This window comes from Arthrobacter sp. GQ119 (genome assembly GCF_059759125.1).
The window spans coordinates 193259-217718 of record NZ_JCAXEA010000001.1; the positions used below are offsets into that span (position 1 = coordinate 193259).

Annotated in this window: 17 protein-coding genes; 8 read left to right on the top strand and 9 right to left on the bottom strand. The window is 66.6% G+C overall.

What is annotated here, in order from left to right:
- Window positions 1-71 precede the first annotated feature (71 nt).
- From AC6CH3_RS00930 to AC6CH3_RS00950, 5 genes are all read right to left on the bottom strand, one after another.
- Window positions 72-6194, bottom strand: coding sequence for an Ig-like domain-containing protein (locus tag AC6CH3_RS00930; protein WP_498130653.1), 6123 nt, complete (start codon window positions 6192-6194; stop codon window positions 72-74).
- A gap of 283 nt (window positions 6195-6477) precedes the next feature.
- Entirely contained in the window at window positions 6478-7608 is a 1131-nt protein-coding gene (locus AC6CH3_RS00935; RefSeq protein WP_498130654.1) for an adenylate/guanylate cyclase domain-containing protein, read from the bottom strand.
- Window positions 7598-8197 (bottom strand): PH domain-containing protein, encoded by a 600-nt coding sequence (locus AC6CH3_RS00940; protein WP_498130655.1) that lies wholly within the window; start codon window positions 8195-8197, stop codon window positions 7598-7600. The genes AC6CH3_RS00935 and AC6CH3_RS00940 overlap by 11 nt, the downstream gene beginning before the upstream one ends.
- Window positions 8190-9161, bottom strand: a complete 972-nt coding sequence (locus AC6CH3_RS00945; RefSeq protein ID WP_498130656.1) for a biotin--[acetyl-CoA-carboxylase] ligase — start codon at window positions 9159-9161, stop codon at window positions 8190-8192. Before AC6CH3_RS00945 ends, AC6CH3_RS00940 begins: the two co-directional genes overlap by 8 nt.
- 59 nt (window positions 9162-9220) lie before the next feature.
- On the bottom strand, window positions 9221-10108 hold the full coding sequence (locus tag AC6CH3_RS00950) for an SDR family oxidoreductase (protein ID WP_498130657.1): 888 nt from the start codon (window positions 10106-10108) through the stop codon (window positions 9221-9223).
- A gap of 245 nt (window positions 10109-10353) precedes the next feature.
- On the opposite strand from AC6CH3_RS00950, the gene AC6CH3_RS00955 reads away from it, so the two are divergent.
- The 5 genes from AC6CH3_RS00955 (at window position 10354) to AC6CH3_RS00975 (ending at window position 16388) form a co-directional block, all read left to right on the top strand.
- Window positions 10354-11937 carry an acyl-CoA carboxylase subunit beta gene (locus AC6CH3_RS00955; protein ID WP_498130658.1) on the top strand — a complete coding sequence of 528 codons (1584 nt, stop codon included), beginning with the start codon at window positions 10354-10356 and terminating at the stop codon, window positions 11935-11937.
- A complete protein-coding gene (locus AC6CH3_RS00960; RefSeq protein ID WP_498130659.1) occupies window positions 11934-12191 on the top strand; it encodes an acyl-CoA carboxylase subunit epsilon in 258 nt (85 codons plus the stop codon). The genes AC6CH3_RS00955 and AC6CH3_RS00960 overlap by 4 nt, the downstream gene beginning before the upstream one ends.
- 75 nt (window positions 12192-12266) lie before the next feature.
- Complete coding sequence (locus AC6CH3_RS00965) at window positions 12267-13952, top strand: DUF885 domain-containing protein (protein WP_498130660.1); 1686 nt, start codon at window positions 12267-12269, stop codon at window positions 13950-13952.
- A 252-nt stretch (window positions 13953-14204) separates the two neighbouring features.
- A complete protein-coding gene (locus AC6CH3_RS00970; RefSeq protein ID WP_498130661.1) occupies window positions 14205-15650 on the top strand; it encodes a dicarboxylate/amino acid:cation symporter in 1446 nt (481 codons plus the stop codon).
- A gap of 33 nt (window positions 15651-15683) precedes the next feature.
- Window positions 15684-16388 (top strand): alpha/beta fold hydrolase, encoded by a 705-nt coding sequence (locus AC6CH3_RS00975; RefSeq protein WP_498130662.1) that lies wholly within the window; start codon window positions 15684-15686, stop codon window positions 16386-16388.
- A gap of 21 nt (window positions 16389-16409) precedes the next feature.
- On the opposite strand, the gene AC6CH3_RS00980 is transcribed toward AC6CH3_RS00975, so the two are convergent.
- A complete protein-coding gene (locus tag AC6CH3_RS00980; RefSeq protein ID WP_498130663.1) occupies window positions 16410-16985 on the bottom strand; it encodes a hypothetical protein in 576 nt (191 codons plus the stop codon).
- A 282-nt stretch (window positions 16986-17267) separates the two neighbouring features.
- Here AC6CH3_RS00980 and AC6CH3_RS00985 point away from each other — a divergent pair, with 282 nt between their 5' ends.
- Window positions 17268-17930 (top strand): TetR/AcrR family transcriptional regulator, encoded by a 663-nt coding sequence (locus AC6CH3_RS00985; RefSeq protein ID WP_498130824.1) that lies wholly within the window; start codon window positions 17268-17270, stop codon window positions 17928-17930.
- A 1-nt stretch (window position 17931) separates the two neighbouring features.
- Window positions 17932-20475: an MMPL family transporter gene (locus tag AC6CH3_RS00990; protein WP_498130664.1), complete on the top strand. Its 2544-nt coding sequence runs from the start codon at window positions 17932-17934 to the stop codon at window positions 20473-20475.
- Window positions 20476-20507: 32 nt separating this feature from the next.
- Here the strand turns inward: AC6CH3_RS00990 and AC6CH3_RS00995 are convergent, their stop codons facing one another.
- From AC6CH3_RS00995 to AC6CH3_RS01005, 3 genes are all read right to left on the bottom strand, one after another.
- Window positions 20508-21890 (bottom strand): HNH endonuclease, encoded by a 1383-nt coding sequence (locus AC6CH3_RS00995; protein WP_498130825.1) that lies wholly within the window; start codon window positions 21888-21890, stop codon window positions 20508-20510.
- A gap of 287 nt (window positions 21891-22177) precedes the next feature.
- A complete protein-coding gene (locus tag AC6CH3_RS01000) occupies window positions 22178-23035 on the bottom strand; it encodes a prephenate dehydratase (RefSeq protein WP_498130665.1) in 858 nt (285 codons plus the stop codon).
- A gap of 115 nt (window positions 23036-23150) precedes the next feature.
- Entirely contained in the window at window positions 23151-23582 is a 432-nt protein-coding gene (locus tag AC6CH3_RS01005; RefSeq protein ID WP_498130666.1) for a hypothetical protein, read from the bottom strand.
- Between the two features lie 121 nt (window positions 23583-23703).
- Between AC6CH3_RS01005 and AC6CH3_RS01010 the strand changes: the two genes are divergently transcribed.
- Window positions 23704-24402, top strand: coding sequence for a Maf family protein (locus AC6CH3_RS01010; protein ID WP_498130667.1), 699 nt, complete (start codon window positions 23704-23706; stop codon window positions 24400-24402).
- Window positions 24403-24460 lie beyond the last annotated feature (58 nt).

A 24460-nucleotide genomic window follows, 5' to 3' on the forward strand; every position in this document is an offset into this window, starting at 1 on the left:
TCTTCCGTTTCGTGCAGTCAGTTGTTGTACTCAAGGCGTTGTGCCCAGGGCGTGCGGAAAACACGCGGTCCTTACCGTCTCGGCATTCCAGGCGGCGGGTTTCCGCCGAGTGATGTGGTATCGCTCCGTACGTAGTTGCCGGCAGCGGGACCGGACGTCAGGTGGTACCACACGCCCGTGGGATTGTTGCTGGACGTGCTCCACACCACATAGTGGTCGCTCTGTGCGGTGATGCCGGTATCAAACCACCTTCCCGGGCTGATGCACTGGTCGGGGTTGGAGTTCCGGTAGCTGTCGGTGGTCCTGTTGGGCTCCGTGCAGGAGCGGACCGGAGTGGCCCGGATACTCCAGGACGTGGGCGGCGGCGGCGTCGGGTCAGCACCCGAGGTGGCGGCAGCAGAATCCGCTTGTCCGCAGTCCTTGTCGCCGTCCGTTCCGTTGCAGGCACGGACCGCAAGCGTGTGCCTCTCGTTCCAGCCCCCGACGTTGCGGCTGAACTGCCGGTCCAGGCCCACCGACCGGAAGCCGGTACCGTCGAAGTTGACCTCGTAGCGGTTGATGACGCGGCCATTGTCGTTCGGCTTGCTCCACGTCCAGTGCACCTGGGAATCGCCCTTGGCGGACGTGCCGCCGGTAACCACCGGGGCACCCGGCGGACCGTAGGGAACCGCTGAACCAATGGCCTTCGCATCCCCGGAAACGTTGTTCTTCGTGGAGTAGGCGATGATGTTCACCGTCACGTTCTGGCCGTTCGGCTGCCCGTAGATGGTGCCGCCGGGGGCGTTGATCGGGCCGGAGCCATAAGCCGTGGACCAGCGGTAGCCAATCTCCGATGCTTGCGATCCGTTCCGCTGCGCCTGCGTCAGCGGCGTGAACGTGACCTTCAGCTGGCCGCTGTTTCCCGGCGCCGCCACCGTGCCGCCGCCAACGGTCCCGGGCTTTCCCGCGGCGCGGATGGGCGCGGACTGGGCGCTGGTTCCGGATGTGCCGGCCTTGTTGGTGGCTGAGACGGTAAAGGCGTAGTCGGCCTCGGAGTTGGACACCGTGACGTTCTGGGAGGTTCCCGAGACCTGCTGGCTCTTCACCACCGAGCCTCCGCGCAGCGTGGTCAGCGTGTAGGCGGAAACGGCGTCGCCGTTGTTGTTGGGCGCGGTCCAGTTCACCTGCAGCTGGCTCTGCGTTCCCACAGAGCCGGCGCCGGTGACGCTCGGCGCGGCAGGAGTCAGCGGCGCACCGGCGGGTATCTCCGCAGCCGAGTACTGGCTCCATTCGGACGGGTCCTTGGCATCATTGCGCGCCAGGACGCGCACCTTGTAGGCCACGCCGTTCGTGAGGCCCTTCCAGACGTAGCTGGTGGCAGTCAGGTTCTGGATCTGCGCATTCTGGCCGCTCGGCGCCGGCGAGATTTCGAGGTCGTAGGACCTGACCGGCGACCCCTTGCTGGCCGGTGCATTCCAGCTGACGGAGAGCTGCTTGTCGCCGAACTTCAGCGCCGGAGCCAGTGGGGTGTCCGGTTTAACGTCTGGCCGCACTTCTGCCGAGGCGGGCGACCGCCCGGACTCGCCGAATTCGTTCGTGGCCGTCACCTGGAAGTGGTACTTGGTGTTGTTCACCAGATTGTTCAGGGTGCACGAGTTGGCTGGGCACTCCTGTTTGAATCCGCCTTCGCCGTAGACCGTGTAGTGGGTGATGGCCGAGCCCCGGTCCGCCGGTGCGGTCCAGTTCAGCAGCGCAGTGCTGTCACCCACGCTTTGGGCGTGCGGCGTAGTGGGGGCGAGCGGCTTGTCCTTCACGGTCAGCCGGATCCTGGCCGTCGCCTGCCGTGAAGCTTCCCCGGTCTTATCCGCGATGGTGTAGGCAACAACCATGGTTCCCGAGAAGCCGGAGGCAGGCGTGACCACAACGTTGTCCCCGTCAACGGCCACGTTGCCTGTCCCGGTCTCGGCCGTCGCGGCCACGATCTTCAGCGGCGTCTCCGGGAACGGGTTGGCGTCGTTCGCCAGGACCGGCACGGTCACCGGCTTTCCGGCCGCGGCACTGGGTTCCAGGTCGTCGTTGGCCACTGGCTTGGGGCGGTTGGAGGCTGTGACGGAGAGCCGGTACGTGGCGGTAGCCTCGAGCCCCCTGGGGTCCCTGGCCTTCACCTGCACGGCCCCGTCTTCGCCCGGCCGCGCGCCGTCCTTGGCGGAGACCGTGAGCGAGGCGCCCTCGATGCTGGCGTCGAAGCCGGCCGGAGCACCGCCGACGAGCTCGTACTTCATGTTCTCTGCATCGTCGCCGTCGGGATCGGAAACCAACTTGGCCAGGTCTGTCTGGGCAGACTCCCCCTGCGGCACGTCGACGGCGGCACCCAGCAGTGTGGGCGGGTTGTTGCGGTTCGGATCCGGCAGGACCTTGGTCCGGATGCTTAGCGTGGACTTCAGGCCTGCGGGGTCGTCCGGGCCGGTACCGTCGGTCACTTCGAAGGTGATGGAGCCGGGCCCCACGTAGTCCTTGCCCGCCGTGTACTTTAGCGCGGTGCCGTTGCCGGCCACGGGGTCGCCGGCATCCGCACCGATGAGCTTGATCCGGTCGGTCTGGGTCAGCCTGGGTGAGCGCCCTTCCCGGACCTTCACCCATTCGGGCAGGTTGGCCGTGACGGACTGGCCCGCCACCACTTCCAGAACATCGTCCTTGGCGAGCGTGGGGACCTGCTGCCCGAGGCCCGGCACCCAGATGATTGCGGTGGACTTCTTTCCGTCCACGTCCTCCACGGTGTACGGCACCAGCTGCGGCTGCCCGGTCAGTTCGACGACCACATTGCCGTCGGGGCCAGGGCGCGCGGTTTCGCTTCCGCTGGTGACCTTCAGGTTCTCGCCGACGCCGTCGGGGTCCTCGTCATTCTTGAGAACGGGAACGTCAACGGCTGTCTTGCCGAGGGTCTGGGCTGACGTCACACGGTCGTCCCGGGCTATGGGAGCCAGCAGCGGAACCTGGCTGTCCACGACCATTTTGATGGCGGCCTGGGCCGAGGCGCCACGCTCATCGGCGACGGCGTAGCGCACGTTGACGGTGCCCTCAGCGGCTGGGGCCTGCAGGAGGATGCGGCCGCTTTGCTTGCTGACTTCGGCCTTCAGGGCGGGGTCCGCCTCGATGCCGTCGGTGAGGATGCGGATCGGGTCGCCGTCGGGATCGGAGTCGTTGCCGGCGGCATCGACGGCGATCTGCCGGCCGGGGCGGACCTTGACCTCATCGTCCACGGGCGTGGGCTTCTGGTTGGTGTCGCCGCGGGGCGCGATCCCCACGGTGACCGTGCCGGTGTTCACAGCGCCCTGCCGGTCCACCACTTTGTAGCGGAAGGAATCCGTTCCGGCGCCGTCTCCGGCGGCGACAAAGTCGATGAAGTTGCTTCCGGCCGTCGCGGTCCCCATGGCGGGAGAGCTGTCGATGCCGGTCAGCTGGACGGAGTCGCCGTCGGGGTCTATGCCGTCCAGCGGAACCGGGATCCGCACCGTGCCGGCGGCCACCACCCGGGCCGTCAGGTTCCTGGGCTGCGGACGGGAATTTTCGGCACCTTCGAGGGGCAGGATGTGGATGGTGACGGCCGCGGCGCTTTTCTGCCCCTGCGGATCCACGGCGTTGTAAATGGCACGGACGGTTTTAGGCTCACTGCCGGCGATGAAGCGGAGCATGTTCTCCGACACGAAGCTTGTGCCGTTCGCGGCCTCGACGGGCTGGGGAAGGACCGGATCAACGGTCAGCTTTTCGCCCTGCGGATGTGTGTCGTTGTCCAGCACGGGGATGGTGACCACGTCATTGACGCGGACGTTGACCTCGTCGGGTTTCGGCTGCGGTGCCTCTACGACGGGCGGGGCCGGGACCGGCACCACCGAAACGCTGCCCGTGGCGGAATCCTTGCCGTTGGACATGGTGTACCGGAAGAGGAACGGATCCTTCGTCCCGGCGATGTCCGTGATCCGCAGGACGCTGTGGTTGAGGACGCTGACCGAGGCGGTGGCGTTTTCCGGCAGGGAAACGGACTGAAGCACCAGCACGCCGCCGGACGGATCCGAGTCGTTGGCCAGAGGGTCCAGCAGGACGCTGCCGCCGACCGGCAGGAGTGCAACATCGTGGACGGCAACGGGTTTGCCCGCGTCCTTGCCCGATTCGACATCAACGCGGATCAGGCCCTGGCTGCTCTGGGGTCCATTGCTGGCGACATACGTCAGGTACACGGGCCCGGGGGTGCGGCTGCGGAAGGTGAAGGTACCGCCGTCGGTGACGGGACCGAGTTCGGCAGGGCCGCTGGCCTCCACCTGGGCGAGCCGGAGGGCGCCGCCGTTCGGGTCGACGTCGTTCTTCAACGGTGCGATAACGAGGTCCTGGCCGGCGACGGCGGTCACGTGGTCCGCGTTGACGACGGGAGCCAGGGCGCCGGGGGGCTGGACGTTCACCACCACTTTTCCGGTGGTGGTGGCGCGTCCGTCCCAGACGGTGACGGTCACGGTTTTCTTGCCGGCCGTGGCTCCGGAATCCTGGAAGGTCAGGAGTCCGTCACGGCGGATTTTCACCTGGTCCTGCTGGTTGTCGGCCGTCGCCGACATGAGGACGAGGTCGTCGCCGTCCGGGTCCACCCAGTCGGTCAGGATGTTCTGGCTGACGGTTTTCCCCTGCTCCACGAGCAGCGTAGTGGGATCGCCCCGCTTGAAGGCGGGCGGCCGGTTCTCGTCCGGCCCAACGACGTTCAGCGTGACTTTTCCGCTTGCGGACAGGCCTCGGCCGTCGGCAGCGCTGTAATCGAAAGACTCCGTGCCCGGCGTGGCGTCGGCCGGGACCGTGATCTGGAAGGCTGATCCGCCGTAGATGCTCTCGAGGCCTCCTGACCGGAGGCCTTCACTGCCGGTGGAGGCGGTGAGGACGTCCCTGTCGGGATCGGAATCGTTGTCCAGCACGCTCAGGACCGTGGTGCGGCCGGGCCGGACGCCGACGACGTCGGGCTTGGTTTCCGGCGGACGGTTCGGTTTGGTGCGGTCCGGCAGGACGTTGATGGTGTTGTCGTCCGCGGATTCCTCGTCCTGGTCATCCGCCTGGTTCTTCGGCGGCACCACGTCGTCCCAGTTGTTGACCAGCTGCATGTTCTGGTTGACGAGCCACACATTTCCGGAATTCACGTCGTTGAGCACCACGAGGTCGCGGTTGACGCGGAACACGTAGCTGGGCGAGGCGCTGGCTTTCGGAACGGCCACGTTTTTGTCCTCGCCCTCGTTGGCGCAGTCGCGGACGTACTTGTTCACGCCGGACCACGCCGCGTGAATGCAGCCGCCCAGCTGGACAGGTGCGGCGGGAACCCCCTGGCCGCCTGGGGCGACCTGCCGCGCCGTCGAACCGTCCAGCGGCTGCTTCAGCAGCGCCTTGGGCGTGGCCACGGCCACTGCGTCCGACGCCGGACCGGACTGTTGGAGCTTGGCATCCCGTGCGTCCGGCACAGGCACTTCCCGGCCGCCTGGCAGGAACAGGCTGCCCCCGGCCGCGTCAAGGACCACCGGCTGGTCGCCCACCACGGCCAGCTGGAGGTCACCGGCACCCTTCAGCCCGTCCCAGGTGCTGGATTCCGTCTCGGCGGGCTCACCGTTGGCGTCCACGGAGGTGACGGTCACCTCGCCTGTCTGGGGATCCGCCGAGTAGATCCGGTCATCGGCGCCGACGGCGGATACCAGGCCCTCCGAACCGTCAACGGCCGGCTCGCTCGATTCCTCATCGAAGGCGTTCACGGTCGACGGCGACATCGCCCACATCTTGCCGGCGGCAGGGTCTGTGACGGAGATGACCTCGGAGCCGAAGCTGACCTGGGCGGCTCCCGGGAGCTGCTTGTCCCCGCCCAGCCGCATGTTGGCGGCGGAGACCTGGTTCAGGGTTGAGCCGGATTCGTCGTCGACGAACACCTTGCCGGCGTTCTGCAGCACATCGAAGGCGGTGCTGGCCGGCGTCACGGCTCCGTCGAGTACGCGCGAGGGGTAATTCAACCGGCCCACTGCGTTCCGGGACTTGCTGACCACCCATACGCCGCCGTCGTTGAGATCCACTTCGGTGGTCTTGAACCCCGGGTAGATGATCGCTCCGGCAACGAGTGCGAGGGCGGCCGCTGAAAAAGCGGTACCCGTGATGAGCTTGTTGCGGCGGTTCCTTGGCCCCAGCCTGCCGAACAAAGTTGACACAGCGTTATTATTCCCTTGACATCACAGCCGCCTGAGCGCAGCTTACGGGCCCCTGGTGAACACCAGGAGCCGTGACATTCCGCCACTCCCCCATAGAGACGCCGGAACAATTCTGAGTTCTGACTATTACATGGGCGCGGACGGCTTGTCCAAGAAGGGTCCGTACAGGACGCTCCGTTACCCGAGCAAGACTACCCACCTGCCATGCCATCGGCGATGGGGAGGAGTCCCCCACCCCGGGCAGGACCAGTCCAAGTGGCGGGACCAGTCCAGTTGGCGGGACCTAGTCCAGGACGAGCCCCTTGCCCTGGCCCCGGGCCAGGACCACCGGCAGTATCTCGCCGAAGCCGCGCACGTTTTCCGCGTCCTTCGGAATCAGGACAAAGCGCTCGTCCTGGTCAAGGGCTGCGGCGGTCATGGAGTCGATCAGCACGGTGCCGGGGTCTGCCAGCGTGGTCAGGCGGGCGGCCAGGTTGACGGTGGGTCCGTAAATGTCCCCGAGGCGGGACAGAATCCGGCCCCACACCATGGCCACGCGTGCCTCCGGAAGGATCTCGTCCCGGGTAAAGGCCTCGGCCAGAGCCAGCGAGATCTCCGCTCCCGCGGCCGGCGTCTCGGCGATGTACAGGACTTCGTCGCCCACCGTCTTCACCAGCCGGCCGCCGCCCACAGAGATGATCTCCGCGCACTTGTTCTCGAATCTCTGCACCAGCTTGGCCAACGTCTTTTCGTTCATCCGCCGGGAAAGGCTCGTGTAGGACACAAGGTCGGCGAAACCCACGGCCCGGGCCAGGGGCAGCGGCGCGTCGTCCTCGTCGCCTTCCCGGCCTTCCTCGCTGGCCTGGAGTCCCGCCTCTGCCCGGACGGCAAGGCGCTGCACGGCCGCGTTCAGCTGGCGCCGCCACGAGTAGACGAGCATCTCCTCGAGCGGGTCAACGAGTGCGGGCAGTTCATTCACTAGGCGCTTTCGGGCCACGGCGTCCGTGACGCCCTGCTCATGGACCATGTCCTCCACGAGCGCCTCGATCTGCCAGACGACCATGCGGTCGGTCATTTGGCCGATGGCGCGGGTGACCGAAATGGCGGCCTCTTCGGTGAGCTTGCCGGTACGGACCATGTCCACCGCGGTGCTCAGCGCAGCCTGGTCGCGCTCGGTGAAGGCAACCTCGTCGTCTCCGAGGTTGGGGAACCCCAGAGCACGCCACAGCTTCCGGGCGGACAGCAGCGACAGACCGGCACCGGCGGCTACCTCGCGCCGGCGCAACTTTCGCTCGCCGCCGAGGAGCCTCGCCTCAAGGGCCTTCATGGCGATCCGTTCGACGGACATCGTGCCGGTGGAAGGAGCCTCTACGGCGGCGTCGGCCACCTCGTCACTGCCGTCTCCCTGGCTCACGCGGTGATCCTCATCGTTCATCTCTCCCACCTTCTCTCACATCCCGCGGAAATCCGGAGTCGGACCCGTCCTGCACATGACCCCATTCAAAAAACTCATCCTTCGGCAGCTCGTCCAGCGCATCCAGCACAAACCTGTGGAAGGTGGCAACTTCGGGCACATCCCGTAGTACGGCGCTGAATTGGTGCCCGGCATCCAAGGATATAGTCCCGGAGCGCAACATCCGTTGGAGCACCGTCTGGGTGACCGTGACGTTGCGCACCGACGCCAGGAAGACCTGCTGGTCCCGCCGCCGGAGCATGCCGTAGCGGGCCATAATCCTGCGGCTCGTCAGAAAGTACCGGGTGCCGTGCCATCGCAGCAGCCGCGGCAGGCAGTATCCGCAGAGCCCCCATAGGGCAGCAAGCACACTTCCCCCGACCAGCCAGATAGTCCAGTCGGCGGTATATGCCGGGTATAGGTCACCGGGCCCGCCGCGAATGATCCACGCGCTGGCAAAGGCGGCCAGCGCAGGTGCCACAACGAACACCACCGCCGGAATGAACAGCATCCTGGGCTGTGGGCGGGTCATCACAATGACCTGCTCCCCCGGCAGGAGGTCTTTACGCATTGCCGCTTTCCGCAGACTCCCCAGGCGGAGTCCAGGGGCGCAGGTGGATGACGTCCCCGGCCGTCACCACATGCTCGCGGGCCGAGGAATCCACCACCAGGAGGGAGCCTGAGTCGTCCAGCCTGGACGCGTGCCCGATGATTTCGTGGTCGCCGGGAAGGTGGGCACGCACCTGCTGCCCCAGCGTGACCATGACGGCTTCCACGCGCTTGTGCAGCGAGGGGCCGCCCGCGAGGCCCGCTGTGGGGTCGCCGTCGGCGTTGCAGAAGCTGCGGTACAGCGTGCAAAACCGGGACAGGTAGCTCTTCAGGAGGGCCGTGCGGTCCACTGTATCGGCGCCTTCGAGCTGCACCGAGGTGGCCGTGGGCACAGGGAGCTCGGCCTCGGTCAGGGTGACGTTCAGCCCGGTGCCGAGGATCACGGGGGGCACGGAGCCGTCCCCCATCGGGCCGAGCTGGGCCAGGATGCCGGCGATCTTCCTGCCGCGGACCAGGACGTCGTTGGGCCATTTGAGCTCCGCGCGCAGCCCGGCCGTTTCCAGCAGCGCGTCGCGGAGCGCGAGGGCGGCCAAAAGCGAAAGCCAGGAGTAGGTCTGGGTCGGAAGCGGCCGGCCGTCGGCATTGACGGGGCGCAGGACGATGGAGACCAGGACGGAGCTGCGCTCGGGCGCCTCCCAGGTGCGGTCCAGCCTGCCGCGGGCAGCGGTCTGGTGCTCGGCGGTAAGGACGGCGAGGTCCTGCCATGCCTTGGGTTCGACGGTGACGGCGCGCAGGAGGTCGGCGTTGGTGGAGCCGGTGGTGTCTACCACCTTCAGCTGCGGGATGCCGTGTGCCGACAGGAATTCGGCGCTGCAGAGCGCTTCCCGGTCCAGAGCGGGCCGCTCCGGCAGTCCCCGCGATCCGGACAGATTTTCCTGCGCTTTTTCCTGTGCTTCGGGGCTTTCATCAGGGCGTGCGGCATCCATGCTTGCATCCTACCGAGTTGCCGGCCGTCGCAGCCGGTCCGGGCAGGCGCACGGGAAACTCAGAGGAAGATATCAGGTACCAGCTGGTCCTCGTCGGCGCCCAGGCTGTACGGCCGGAAGTCCCCCACACCGGCGGCGGCGAGCACCTGCTCGTCCGTGTAGAAGTTCCCGGACGGCGCGTCGGAGTCCGTGAGGTTGCCGCCGGTGAGCACGGCGTGGGCTGCATCCGCCATGATCTGCGGGCCGCGGGCAGCCAGGACCATCGACTCGCCACCCGGCATGTTCCGGATGGCAGCGGTATCGATCAGGGTGCATGGCCAGAGTGAGTTGACGCGGATGCCGTCCGCTTTGAGCTCCTCGGCCAGGCCCAGCGTGGTCAGGCTCATGCCGTACTTGGCCAAGGTGTAGGCGAGGTGCCTGCCGGCCCATTTCGGGTCCAGGTTCAGCGGCGGCGAAAGGGTGAGGATGTGGCCCCCGGCCGATTTGCGGAGCGCGGGCAGGGCGAGTTTGGACAGCAGGAAAGTCCCCCGGACGTTGATGTCCTGCATCAGGTCGTACCGCTTCATGTCGACGTCGTCGGTACGGGACAGGTCGATTGCTGAGGCGTTGTTGATGACGACGTCGATCCCGCCAAAATGTTCGACGGCGGCACCCACCGCATGGGCGACGTCGTCGTCGTTGCGGACGTCCCCCACCAGGGGAAGCGCCCTTCCGCCGGCGGCCTCCAGCTCATCGGCGGCGCTGAACACGGTGCCCGCGAGCTTGGCATGCGGCTGGCCGGTCTTGGCCAGCAGGACGATGTTGGCGCCGTCGCGGGCGGCACGCAGGGCAATGGCCAGGCCGATGCCGCGGCTGCCGCCGGATATCAGAATGGTCCGGCCGCGGAGCGATCCGGCGGCGCGGTAGGGGGTCTCTGGGAGTGCGAAAGCGTCGTTGCCTGAAGTCATACGGACACTCTAGCCGCTGAATGTTACCGATGAGTAACATAGACGACCCTGCCGACACGTTCGATGAAAATTGTAGGATCCCTACAGCAGCTCCCGGAATACGCGTCACTAGACTAGCCAACAGGGCCTTTGATTTGTGTGGAAGCTACTTAAAGTGGCTCTCCATGCCAAGACGGACGCCCCGGATTACGCTGCTACAGCATGCATCAGCTGCAGCACAACAGCTACAGAGCCGGAGACACTTCATGAGCCATGACCTGACCACGACGGCGGGAAAGATTGCCGATTTCCGCGACCGCCAGGCCAGGGCAGAGCAGCCCTCCGGCCCGGAAGCGATCGAGAAGCAGCACGCGCGCGGCAAGAACACCGCCCGTGAGCGCATCGACCTCCTCGTGGACGCCGGCTCCTTCGTCGAGTTCGACGCCCTTGCAGTGCACCGGTCCGCGGCCTTCGGCATGGAAAAGAAGAAGCCTCTCGGCGACGGCGTCGTGTCCGGCTACGGCACCGTGGACGGCCGCCTCGTGGCGCTGTACAGCCAGGACTTCAGTGTTTATGGCGGCTCGCTGAGCCAGGTCAACGGCGAAAAGATCGTCAAGGTCCAGGAATTCGCGCTGCGCAACGGCTGCCCGGTGGTGGGCATCAATGACGGCGGCGGCGCCCGCATCCAGGAAGGCGTGGCCTCGCTGGCCATGTTCGCGGACATCTTCCGCAACAACGTTCACGCCTCCGGCGTCGTCCCCCAGATCTCCCTCATCATGGGCCCCTGCGCCGGCGGTGCCGCCTACTCCCCCGCCCTCACCGACTACGTGGTGATGGTGGACAAAACCTCGCACATGTTCATCACCGGCCCCGACGTCATCAAGACCGTCACAGGCGAGGACGTGGACATGGAAACCCTCGGCGGCGCCCGGCAGCACAATGCAACCACGGGCACCTCCACCTACCTCGCCTCCGATGAAGCGGACGCCATTGAGTTCGTCCGGGAACTCCTGGACTTCCTGCCCTCCAACAACCTCTCGGAGGCTCCCGTGCTGGATCATCAGCAGGAGCTCGAGCTCGACGACGACGACCTTGCCCTGGACACCCTCATCCCGGACTCCGCCAACCAGCCGTACGACATGCGCAAGGTCATCGAGCAGGTCGTCGACGACGCCCACTTCCTCGAAATGCAGTCCCTGTACGCGCCGAACGTCATCATCGGCTATGGCCGGGTCGAAGGCCACACCGTCGGCATCGTGGCCAACCAGCCGATGCAGTTCGCCGGAACGCTGGACATCTCTGCATCCGAAAAGGCAGCCCGCTTCGTGCGGCACTGCGATGCCTTCAACATTCCCATCATCACCCTGGTGGACGTTCCGGGCTTCCTGCCCGGCAAGGACCAGGAATTCCAGGGCATCATCCGCCGCGGTGCAAAGCTCCTGTACGCCTACGCGGAGGCAACGGTGCCCAAACTGACCGTGATCACCCGGAAGGCCTACGGCGGAGCCTACATCGTGATGGGCTCCAAAAAGCTCGGAGCGGACCTCAACCTTGCCTGGCCCACGGCCCAGATCGGCGTCATGGGCGCGCAGGGCGCCGTCAACATCCTCTACCGCCGCGACCTCGCCGCCGTGGCGGAGAACGGTGGCGACGTCGAGGCCAAGCGCGCCGAGGTCATCCGCCAGTACGAGGAGGAGCTGCTCAACCCGTACCAGGCCGCCGAGCTTGGCTACGTTGACGCGGTCATCGCACCGTCGGAAACCCGCCTCCAGATCATCAAGGGGCTGCGGGCGCTGCGCGACAAGCGCGCCAGCCTTCCCACCAAGAAGCACGGAAACATTCCGCTGTGAACGCGCAGGATCCCGTGTTTGAGCCTGGCGAAACCAAGCCGCTGGTTGAGCCTGTCGAAACGCCGCTGTTCTCTGTCGTCAAAGGTGATCCGACGCCGGAAGAGCTGGCGGCACTGACCGCCGTCGTGCTTTCGCTCGGGACAGCCGAAACGGCTGAACGCGGCAAGCCCACCGTCCGCCACTGGGTGCGGCGGCAGCAACTGCGGCTCGCGCCGACGCCGGGTCCCGGTGCCTGGAAGCGCAGCCGGGGCTAGATCCCCGCCGCGGAGGCCTCTGCCGAAAACTCAGTGAGTCTTTCATAACTGGAGCAGCGCCGTTAGTCTCGTGGGGTGACTAGTGAACCTGCCGCCCCCGCGCGCCCCCGGACCGCAATCGACGCCGTCGCCGACGCCCACACCGACACCCTGGTTGCGTTGGATCCGAGCCTGGCCACCACGCTCGGCATCCCGGGGCACGACACCGAGTTTCAGGACTTTTCCCCTGCCGGGATCGCCAAATTCGCCGAGGCGGCCCGGACAACGCTCGCTGCCCTCGAGGGGCTGGAACCTGTTGATGACGTCGACGCCGTCACCCTCGATGCCTTGCGCGAACGCCTTGGCCTCGAACTGGAGATCCACGAATCGGGCTGGGATGCGGCAGAGCTGAACAACATCGAATCGCCTGCGCAGAATATCCGTTCCATCTTCGACCTCATGCCCACGGACACCGAGGAACACTGGTCCAACATCGCCGGCCGCATGCACAGTGTGCCAGGGGCCATCGACGGCTATATCGAGTCCCTGCGCGCGGCGCGGGACAGTGGCCGTGTCTCGGCCCGGCGCCAGGTGTCGATCGTCATCGAGCAGACCGCCAAGTACGCGGCTGCAGACGGCTTCTTCGCGAAGCTCGTTGCCGGGGCCAAGATGCCCGGCGGCCCGCTGCCCGCCGGGCTCCAGGAAAAGCTCGACGCCGGTGCTGCCGCTGCCAGGAGCGCCTACTCAGACCTGGCTGCCTTCCTGAGGGACGAACTGCTGCCGGTGGCACCCGGGAAGGATGCTGTGGGACGGGACCGGTATGCCCTTGCATCGCGGCTGTTCCTTGGCGCCGCCGTCGACCTCGAAGAGACCTACGCCTGGGGCGTCGAAGAACTTGGGCGGATTATTGCCGCCCAGGAACAAGTCGCCGGGGAAATCAAACCAGGTGCCTCCATCGCGGAGGCCAAGGAGATCCTCAACAGCGATCCTGCACGCCAGCTCAAGGGAACCGACGCCCTGAAGGCGTGGATGCAGGAGCTGTCAGACCGGGCCGTTTCCGATCTCGCCGGCGTGCATTTTGACATCCCGGACGTCATGAAGACACTGGAGTGCCTCATCGCGCCGACCGACGAGGGCGGCATCTACTACACGGGCCCGTCGGATGACTTTAGCCGTCCCGGACGCATGTGGTGGTCCGTGCCGGCCGGCGAGGACACGTTCACCACATGGGCGGAAACCACCACCGTCTTCCATGAGGGCGTGCCCGGGCACCACCTGCAGATCGCCACGGCCGTCTACCGGCGCGAACTCCTGAACAGCTGGCGCCGGAACGTCTGCTGGACCTCGGGACACGGCGAAGGCTGGGCGCTTTACGCGGAAAAGCTCATGGAGGAGCTCGGTTACCTCAAGGATCCTGGCGACCACATGGGCATGCTGGACATGCAGCGGATGCGGGCTGCGCGGGTGGTCTTCGACATCGGCATCCACCTTGAGCTGGAGATGCCGGCCCGCTGGGGGTCGGGCACCTGGACGCCGGAAAAGGGCTTCGGCTTCCTCAAGGAAAACCTCGCCATCAGCGAAGGGCAGCTGCAGTTCGAGTTCGCACGCTACCTCGGCTGGCCCGGCCAGGCGCCGTCCTACAAGGTGGGCCAGCGGCTGTGGGAGCAGATTCGGGCAGAGCTCGAAGCCGGGCCCGGCTTCGACCTCAAGGCGTTCCACACCAAGGCATTGAACATCGGCTCCGTGGGGCTCGACACCCTCAAGCGCGCCATGCTCGGGTAGTCTCTTCCTGCTTTCGCGCCATGGCCGCCTTCCTCCGCGTGCTGCTCCTTCGTCGCTTTGACGGACGCTTCCGGAAGACAGTCATGCCGCACAGTTGGAGATCTTTGCCACACGTACTGCGGGAATAACTTCATAAAAGACCGGCTCTTCGCTGGATTTCCGGGCATGTGGACGGTTGTCACGTGCTACTCCCGCGTAATATTTCTCAACCTCGGGTGGTAGCTGTATTTTGTGCGGCCGTAGGTTGTTCCGGTGAGCAATCAAACCAGCACCCCGTCTTCGTCCGGTCAGACCGGCTTCCAGCTGCCCCGGTGGGCAGGCTCCTTCGGCTTCCAGATCATCGCCGCCCTCGTAGTGGGGCTCGGGCTGGGCCTGCTGGCCAAGTACACGGGCAGCACCAAGGCCAGCCCGAATGGACTTGGCGCGACGCTGCAGACCATCGGCTCCAGCTACGTCTCGCTGCTGCAGACCGCCGTCGTGCCCCTGATCTTCACCGCCGTGGTGAGTTCCATCTCCAACCTCCGCGAGGTCTCCAACGCGGCCAGGCTGGCCTGGAACACCCTGCTCTGGTTCGCCATCACGTCCCTCGCGGCCGTGCTGATTGGCATCGGACTGGGCGTGCTGCTGCAGCCCGGCGCAAACACCGGCATTTCCGGCGAAACCAAGGAGTTCGCAGGGAAGTCCGGCGACTGGTGGGCGTTCCTGACCGGCCTGTTCCCCAAGAACTTCCTGGGCCTGGGCGCGAGCTCCACGGTGGCGGAATCCGGTGCCGTGACCACGGCCGTCAGCTTCAACGTGCTCCAGATCCTGGTGATCGCGATCGCCGTCGGAATCGCCGCCCTTAAGGTGGGCAAGCAGGCTGAGCCGTTCCTGGCACTCAACGCCTCGGCGCTTGCCGTCATCCAGAAAGTTCTGTGGTGGATCATCCGGATCGCGCCGATCGGCACGGTCGGACTCATCGGCAACGCAGTGGCCGTCTACGGCTGGGACACCATCGGCTCGCTGGGCAAGTTCACTGTGGCCATCTACGCCGGCCTGGCCCTGGTCCTCTTCGGCGTATACCCCGCACTGATCCGCTCCCACGGCCTCTCCGTCAAGCAGTACTTCTCGGGCGTGTGGCCGGCAGTGCAGCTTGCCTTCGTTTCCCGGTCATCCATCGGCACGCTGCCGCTGACCCAGCGCGTCGCCGAACGGAACCTGGGTGTTCCCCGTGCCTATGCCTCCTTCGCCGTTCCGCTCGGGGCTACCACCAAGATGGACGGCTGCGCCGCCATCTATCCGGCCATCGCCGCCATTTTCGTTGCCCAGTTCTTCGGCATCGAGCTCGACGTCAGCCAGTACCTGCTGATCGCCCTCGTGTCGGTCCTCGGTTCCGCTGCGACGGCCGGCACCACCGGCGCCGTGGTCATGCTGACCCTGACCCTGTCCACGCTGGGCCTTCCGCTGGCCGGCGTCGGCCTGCTGCTCGCCATCGACCCCATCCTGGACATGGGCCGCACCGCGGTCAACGTGGCCGGGCAGGCACTGGTCCCCGCCATCGTCGCCAAGCGCCAAGGCATCCTGGACGAGGCGCTTTACAACGCACCGCGCTCCGGGGATCCCTTCACGGATGATTCACCGGCTGAAGAGGCCGCCGAGGGGTCGTCGGAGGCCGGCGAAACCCCGACAGACCGGGAGCTGGCCGACGCCAGGGCGTAGCCGCACGCCCAAGATTCCGGTTAGGGTACCGTCATGGACGTCATTCTGGTTCCCGGATTCTGGCTGGACGCTTCTTCGTGGTCGGAGGTGACTCCCCCGCTGGTGGCGGCGGGGCACCGCGTCCATCCGCTCACGCTTCCTGGGCTGGAGGCGCCGGATGCCCCGCGCTCCGGCATCGGGCTGCGCGACCACATCGATGCCGTTGTCTCCGCAGTGGACGCCGTCGACGGCCCTGTGGTGCTCGTGGGCCACTCCGGCGGCGGGGCCATTATTCACGGTGCAGTCGATGCGCGGCCGGAGCGCGTGGCGCGGGCCGTTTACGTCGACAGCGGTCCGCTCGGTGAGGGCGGCGTCATCAATGACGAACTGCCCGCCGACGGCGACGAGGTGCCCCTGCCGCCGTGGGACGGCTTCGAGGAGGAGGACCTCGTGGACCTGAACGACGAACTGCGGGCGATGTTCAGGGCGCGCGCCATACCGGAGCCAAAGGGTGTGGCATACGACCGGCAGCACCTCCACGATGAGCGCCGCTACGAGGTGCCCGCCACCGTCATCGCGTGCGAATTCCCGACCAGCCTGCTCACCGAATGGATGGATGCCGGCCACCCGTACGTTGAGGAACTCGCGCGCATCCGCGACCTCGACCTGGTGGACCTTCCCACCGGACACTGGCCGCAATTCACCAAGCCGGCCGAATTGGGCGCGGCAGTGCTGGCGGCCGTGAACCGTTCGGCCTGAGCCCGTACCGGCACCGGAGCGTTAGTGCCGGCCGCCGCCAATCACACCCTGCTCCACCGCCTTGGTCACGGCGTCCGCTTCCGCCTGGGTGAGCGTGCCGTCTGCAACCGCCTGATCCAGGCGCGGCTTCAGCGCTGCCGCCCGGCTCTTCTGTGCTTCGCTACGCAGTTCTTCGAGGGCGGTCTTCACCTTGGCTTCATCCAGGCCGAGGGATTTAGCCAGGGATGCGGCCAGCGCAGCCTCCTTCGCCGCGCGGTCCGGCTTCCGTCCGTCCGCCGCCTGTCCGTCCCCTCTCGTCCCCGAAGGGCGGTTCGCCTCGCGGAATGCCCTGAGCGCGTCAATCAGCTTGGCCTCATCCACGCCCAGTTTGGCTGCAAGTGACGCTGCCTGCACGCCGCGATGGCCGTGGCCGTGCCCGTGCTTGCCCCAGCCGAACCGGTGACCGTCGGGAGCGGGCGTGCCGGAAGGGCTGCTGGACGTGGACGGGGGCGTTGGAGTGGCCGTCGTCGCCGCGGCCATTTCCGTCACACCAAACCCGGCACCGAGCGCCACCGCCCCCGCACTCAGGCTGAGGGCCACCTTCTTCATGCGATTCATGGTCTTCTCCTGGATCTGCCGGACAGGACGGCGCCTTCGCCGCCGGCCGTACCGGCCATGGGATCAGGATGCGCCTCCCGCATTGCGTGGGGCTATGAAAAGGCTGTGAAGTACATGTGAATATCGGGCCGAAGCTGTGAATGGGGATAAATCTTGCGCAGAGTGCAAAGATGCACGTAGTGTAAGTGGGTGTCTACTTCCAGTTCCGCCTCGCCGCCATCGCCTCCCCCGCCTCCCCCGCCTTCTCCGCCTGGCCCGGTCCCGTCCCCGACCCGCCGGGAACTGAACAAAGCCGCAACCCGGCAGGCCATTTCGGATTCAACCCTTGAGCTTCTGCGCAGCAAGGGGCCCGGCAAGTTCACGGTGGAGGACATTGCCGAAGCAGCGGGCATCTCCCGCCGTACGTTCTTCAACTACTTCAGCAGCACCGAAGCGGCCATCGCCTCTGTGACCCATGGCTTCCTCGACATCGCGCTGCAGCAGTTCCGGCTGCGGCCCGCGGATGAGCCCATCCTCGAGTCGGCGCGGGCGGCCCTCGTGGAACTGGCCGATCCGATGACCGTCGCGCCGATGGCTGAGCTCTTTAGCCTGACGCAGGCCAGCCCGCTGCTGGCGCGTTCCGAGCTGGAGGCGTGGGACCACTGCACGGAGCAGATCATTGCCGCCGCCCGCGAGCGCGCTGCCCACAGCCCGGCGGGTGACATGGACGAGCTTTACCTGCGCGCCCTGGCCGGTTCCGTCATCTCCTGCGGCAGAGCCGCCATGGAGGTGTGGTTCAGCCGCTGCGGAACGGACCTCTCGGCGGAATCCCTCGCCATCCTCCGGCAGCTGCTGATCGATTCGATGGGACTGCTGGGTGCCGGCTTCGCGGCACTGCCACCTGCCGCCCCGGAAACCCACCTCCCAGCCCCTTCCGCCGCCCCACACTCTCCAGAACGGTCCTGACATGGCACTTCTCCTCTACCGCCTCGGCAAGTTTTCCTACCGGCACCGCTGGCTTGTCATCTCACTGTGGCTTGCGGTCCTCGTGACCGTCGGCGGGTCGGCGGCGGCGTTCCACGGAACAATGTCCAACAACTTCCAGATCCCGGGCACCGAAACCCAGCAGATGGCGGACAAGCTCAAGAAGGAACTGCCCTCAGCCTCGGGCGGCTCCGCCGGAATCGTCTTCGAAGCCAACGATGCCCAGTTCAGCCAGGCCGGCAAAGACGCGGTGTCCGCCGCGCTTGCAAGGCTTCAGAGCCTCCCGGACGTCCGGGGAACGGTGGACCCGTTCGCCACCCAGGTCCGGCTGGACAAGGCTGCGGCCGACCTTGCCGCCGGCGAACAGAAGGCAGCCGAAGGCAAGTCCCAGCTGGACAAGGCCGCCGCTGAACTCGCCGCGGGCAAGGCCCAGCTGGAGGGTGCCGAACAGCAAATGGCCGCTGCCGGCCTGCCGCCGGCGGCCGTCGAAGCCCAGCTTGGTCAGCAACGGGCGGCCCTCGCCGCAGGGCAGGAAAAGCTCGACGCCGGTACAAAGGAACTGGAGGCAGCCAACGAGAGGCTCGCCCTCGGCAAACGCGAACTGGCTGCCTCCCAGGGGATGCGCTTCGTCTCCGAGGACGGCAAAGCCGCCATCGCCCAGGTTCAGTTCAGGACCTCCATCAACGGCCTTGAGCCCCAGGTCCGCCAGGAAGTCCAGGATATCGTCAAGGAAGTATCCTCCGCCGGTGTCACCGCCCTGCCCAGCAAGGAAATCACCGAGGACGTCTCCGAGATCTTTGGCGTTGCCGAGATCGTCGGCATCGCCGTGGCGGCGCTTGTCCTGGTCATCATGCTCGGCACGCTGATCGCCGCAGGCCTGCCCCTGGTCATGGCACTGGTGGGTGTAGCCGGAGGCGTCGGCGGCACGTTTGCCCTGAGCGGCGTTATCGACATGAGCTCCATCTCCCCGATGCTGGCCCTCATGCTCGGCCTCGCCGTCGGCATCGACTACTGCCTGTTCATCGTCAACCGGCACCGCAGCCAGCTGCTGGCCGGAATGGATGGCGAAGAATCCGTGGCCCTAGCCACCGGAACCGCCGGCAACGCCGTGCTCTTCGCCGGGCTGACGGTCATCATCGCGCTCGCGGCCCTTGTGGTGCCGGGACTGCCGTTCCTTGCCGTGATGGGCCTGTCGGCGGCCGCCACGGTGGCCGTCGCCGTCGTCGTCGCCCTGACCCTGACCCCCGCTGTGCTCGCGCTGGTGGGCAGGAGGCTGATCTCCAAGCGCGCGTGGGCCAAGGCTGAAAAGCACAACGCCAGCCCTGGCCACGAGGCCGAAGACCGGGCCAAGGACGAACACCGCAGCAGCCACGGCTGGGGCGGCCTTGTCACCAGGCACCCGGTGGTGGCCACGCTGGCCGGCGTCCTGCTCCTCGGCATCGTGGCCCTGCCGGCCAGCCAGTTAAGGCTCGCCCTGCCGGATGGCAGTTCCGAACCCGTCGATTCCCAGGCCTTCAAGGCCTACGACGTGACCAGCCGCAGCTTTGGTGAAGGCACCACCGGCCCGATCGTCGTTGTCGGCGACTTCCCCGAAGGCCTCAGCGAAGCGGATGCCAAGGCCAGGCAGCTGGACGTTGCCGATGTCCTGCGCACCACGGATAACGTCATTGCGGCCATCCCCGTCGCACTTAGCGAGGACCGCCGAACCGCGGTGTTCCAGGTCATTCCCAAGGAGGGACCGGCCAGCGCCAGCACCGTCGAGGTGGTCTCCGCGCTGCGCGCCGAGAAAGCCGCGATCAAGGACTCCCTCGGCGTGGGCATCGGACTAACTGGCCAGACTGCAGGCAACATTGACGTGTCCACCAAGCTCGGCGACGCCCTGCCCCCGTACCTGGCCATCGTGGTGGGACTCTCGCTGGTCCTGTTGCTCCTGGTGTTCCGCTCGATTGTCGTGCCGCTGCTGGCCACCGGCGGCTTCCTGCTGTCCCTGGCTGCTGCCTTCGGCGCTGTTGTGGCCGTCTACCAGTGGGGTTGGCTGGGGAGCGTGTTTGGCGTCGACAACCCTGGGGCCGTGCTGAGCTTCCTGCCCATCATCCTGATTGGTGTGCTGTTCGGGCTGGCCATGGACTACCAGGTCTTCATTGCCTCAGGCATGCGCGAATCCTTCATGGACGGGGAAACGGCCAAGGATGCGGTGCGTTCCGGCTTCAGCCACGCGTCCGCAGTGGTCACCGCCGCCGCCATCATCATGGTCAGCGTGTTCTCCGGCTTCATCTTCTCGCACCTGAATATGGTCCGGCCGCTGGGCTTCGCCATGGCATTCGGGGTCCTGGTGGACGCGTTCGTGGTGCGCATGACGATTGTCCCGGCCGTGATGTACCTGCTCGGCGAGAAAGCCTGGTGGCTGCCGCGCTGGCTGGAACGCATCCTGCCGGACGTTGATGTGGAGGGCGCCAGGCTGCGCAAGCCAGGAACGACGGCGGTGGGCGTCTCCGCGCCCGAGCCCGCCGGGGTCCCGGCCGGCTAGCGGGGCAGACAGCACCGTTCGTCACAGGCCATTCACGCCGCGAGCGCACGCTCCGCCGCACGCGCACCTCGGGTCCGCATGCGAACCTTCGCGTGGCGGCGGAGTTCTCGCCGTTGCCGGGTAACTTCCGTGTTCAGAGCGTCAAGCTGCGTCCCGGAGAGCGGCGGTGCTGTGGAGTGGTAGCTGTGGCCGGTGGGAGTGGTGAGTTCGAGGCTGTGCCGGAGACTTTTTGTTTCAACGGGGCCGGGACGTGGCCGGCTTGTCCAGCCAGAGGCTTCCTTCGTGTTATTGCAGGCTTCGCAGAGCCCTGCCCCGTTGCTGGTTGTTGTGGTTCCGCCGCGGTGGCAGGGCACGATGTGGTCGTAGTGGCGGATGGGCGCGTCACAGTAGGGCGTGCGGCAGGTGTCATCGCGGGCTTGAATGAAGCGTCGCAAACCGGACGGAAATAGCCGGGCGCGGGAGTCCATGGCGATGAGCGCTCCGGTGCCAGGTGCGGTGTACAGCCGGCGCAAAAACGTGCTGAGAGGTGTACCGGGGGAAGCGGCTGTCCCACCCTCACTGGCAGCGGCTTCCCTGACAGCATTGCGCGCCCAGCCCGCCGGGACGACGCCATATCCGGGGAGGCGGGCAGGCTCTGAGTCGCCCTGAAACAAGGTACGGTCCGTCATGATGAGCTGGATCTCGATGCCCGTGATCCCGCCCCGGGTACCGGTGACGCGTTCGACCAGGCTGTCGGCCATGATCTGGCCGCCGCCACGATTGTCGCCGCCCGAGCGCAGGGAATCGGCGTGCCTGGTGAGGGCCGCAAGCACGGCCACACCCTGGGCGACCGGGAGCAGCGCGGTCAGGTAGCACATGGTGTCCGGCGCCGGCCGAAGGCTGACGTGACGCTCGGCGGCGGCGTGGCTGGCCCGCTGGGTAACGGACCGGGGGTCGCGGCGGTAGGCGGCCCTGCGGGCGAGAGCAACAAGGGCGCGATCGCCGGCACCGGTGAAGGTGCCGGCGTCGGCCGCCAGCTCGTCGTCGACGGCACAGCGGTCCGCTGCGGACAGGCACGCCGTTTCCTTCACGAGCAGGGTGGCCCGCCATTCGTTCAGCTGCCCGTTCTCCAGGGCCGCCAGAGTGCGGGGCATTTCTGTGACCAAGGCCTTGGCCAGGCCCAGTAGCCGGCCGCCGCGTGCCGGAGATTCCCGCCGGGCCAGCGCGACTTGGGCCGCGACCCCGGTGCCCAGCTCTGATGCGGGCGTGCCGGCGTCGGCCTGCTCCTGGCGCTGCAGCAGATCGAAGGCGACCGCGATCCTGGCCTGGAGCGCGGCCGCCGCCGACTTCAGGTCCTCCAGCTCCCGCAGCTGGTCGATCAGCCCCGCACTGGCGGCCGCAGGATGCACCGCAGCCAGAGTTCCGATCACGTCCATGACCGTTACACCGCCTCCTGCTGCCGCCACTTCGGCTCCCCGATTGCCGTCCATGCCCATAGTGTTTCAGGCACCTGTGACATTAACAGGCGGATGCAGTGAGCAGTCCAGGCTAGGGAATCAGGACCACCTTTCCCCGGGAGCGGCGCCCTTCTATCGCAGGGGCGTTTTGTCGGCCTGGAGGGCCTCAATGCCAGCTGCCCAGCTGCGCCACAAGGCCAGCCGTAAAAGGGCCCACGAGCGAGGGAATAATCAGCCGCTGCGGTTGACAGCTGATCTGGGCGGAATCAGTCCCCGGCCGCCCACTGTGTCCTGGATTCGGCGGCAGGGTAGACGCCAAGGATCCGTACCTCGGTGGTGAAGAACTCCAGTTCCTCCAGCGCCCGGCTAAGCGGTGCATCCTCGGGGTGCCCTTCAACGTCCACCATGAACATGGTCGCGGCAAACTCGTTTCCCACCATGTAGCTTTCAAGCCGCGTCATGTTCACGCCGTTTGTGGCGAAGCCGCCCAGGGCTTTGTACAGGGCGGAGGGGACATTCCGGACACGGAACACAAAGCTGGTGACTGCCGGTCCGCGCAGTTCTTCCCGTCCGGGCAGCTCCGTTTCCCGGGCCAGGACTACAAAACGCGTGGTGTTGGAGGGATCGTCCTCGACGGCTGAGGCCAGAATCTCAAGGCCGTAGAGCTCGGCGGCGAGCGGGGGCGCCAGGGACAGCTTGGTGGGATCGTTCCATTCCCGTACCTCACGGGCAGACCCGGCGGTGTCGCCGGCGATCACGGGTTTTAGCCCAGCCTCGCGAATCAGCCGCCGGCACTGGCCCAGGGCGTGAATGTGGCTGTGGACCTCGGTGGCCGCCTCGATGGTGCTGCCGGGGATGCCGAGCAGATCGAAGTGGATGGGCAGAAAGAACTCGCCCACGATCTGCAGACCCGAGTGGGGCAGCAGCAAGTGGATGTCGGCTACCCGGCCTGCGATGGAATTCTCGATGGGGATCATCGCCAGGTCCGTCTCACCGCTGGACACCGACTCGAAGGCGTCCTCGAAGCTGGCGCAGGGAACGCTCGCCATCCCGGGGAACATCCGTTTGCAGGCAATATCTGAGTTGGCGCCGGGCTCACCCTGGAACGCAATTTTCTGGGCCATGATCCGTATCGTTTCACGCACAGTGGCGGCTAACCCAGCGACGGCGCCATAACGCCGTCATACGGGCCTTCGCCGGGCTAAATCCTCCAGTCGAACTCGTGCTCCGGGGCCCGCATCAGCGCACGCGCGTGTAGGTGAGGTAGAAGTCGTGTTCCAAGGGCGCACCCGGCTCGGTGCCCCGCTCCCAGCGGCCCAGAATGGTGTTGCCGTCCTCGCTCAGTTGGCCGACGTAGCGCTGCGGCCAGTCTGGCCCGTCGCGAAAAAGCGTCCAGACGCCGCCTTCGAGAGTCATCTCATAGACGCGTGCGACGCCGCGGGAGTCGAAGTAGTGCTGCTGCAGGCCGCCGTCGGGGCCGGTTGCGCCGATGACGCAGATACCGTTGGGGAACTCGGGGCGATCGACGGTCGAGCGCTCGATCAGGAAGCCACCTCCCTCAAGCCACTCGAACGTTGTCCTCCCATCAGCCTCCAGGCCGGGGACTGCGGTTTCCCACTCCCCGACCAGAATGTCGAGGCGCTCCAGCGAGCCACTCCTGTCCGATGCCATCGGTACTCCTCGTTAAGGTCCTGCGACGTTAAGGTCCTGCGAAATTTAAGGTGCCAGCGAATCAGGCCCAGCCTAGGGCTCCGGCGCCCCAAAGAACACTGGAGGGAATTAGGCTGGAACGGTGACCCGCCTCATTCTTGCCTCCCAGTCCCCCGCCCGCACCAAGCTGCTCAGCAACGCCGGCATCGCCCACGAAGTCCTTGTTTCCGATGTCGATGAGGACGCCGTCCAGGCCCGCTACGGCGTGACAGACCCGCACGACACCGCCCTGCTGCTCGCGCGTGCGAAGGCCGAGGCTGTGGCCTCCCTGCCCGAGGCCGAGGGCGCCCTGGTGATCGGCTGCGATTCAGTCTTTGAGTTCGACGGCGAGGCCCACGGCAAGCCCTACACCGCCGAGGTGGCCAAGGAGCGGATGCTCCGCATGAGCGGCAGCATGGGGGTGCTGCACACAGGTCACTGGCTGGTGGATTGCCGGGACACCGCCAACACCGCCAACTCCGACAACGGCGAGGACGACGGCGCCGGCGCCGGCTCCGGCGCGACGCTCGGCTCCGTTTCCTCCGCCGAGGTCCACTTCATGGAGATGAGCGAAGCCGAGATCGACACGTACATTGCCACCGGCGAGCCGCTTCAGTGCGCCGGGTCCTTCACCATCGACGGCTACGGCGGAGCGTTCATCCGTAAGGTCGACGGCGATCCCCACACCGTCGTCGGGCTCTCCATCTCCACCCTGCGCGGCCTGCTGGGCCAGGCAAAGGTGGATGTCACGGCGTTGTGGACCAGCGGCGCCGTCGATCCCTCCGAAGTCCGGGCCGAATGAGTCAATTGGCGGCACGTTGTAGCAACCCTACAAAGCAACGGCCGCGTACACGCGGATT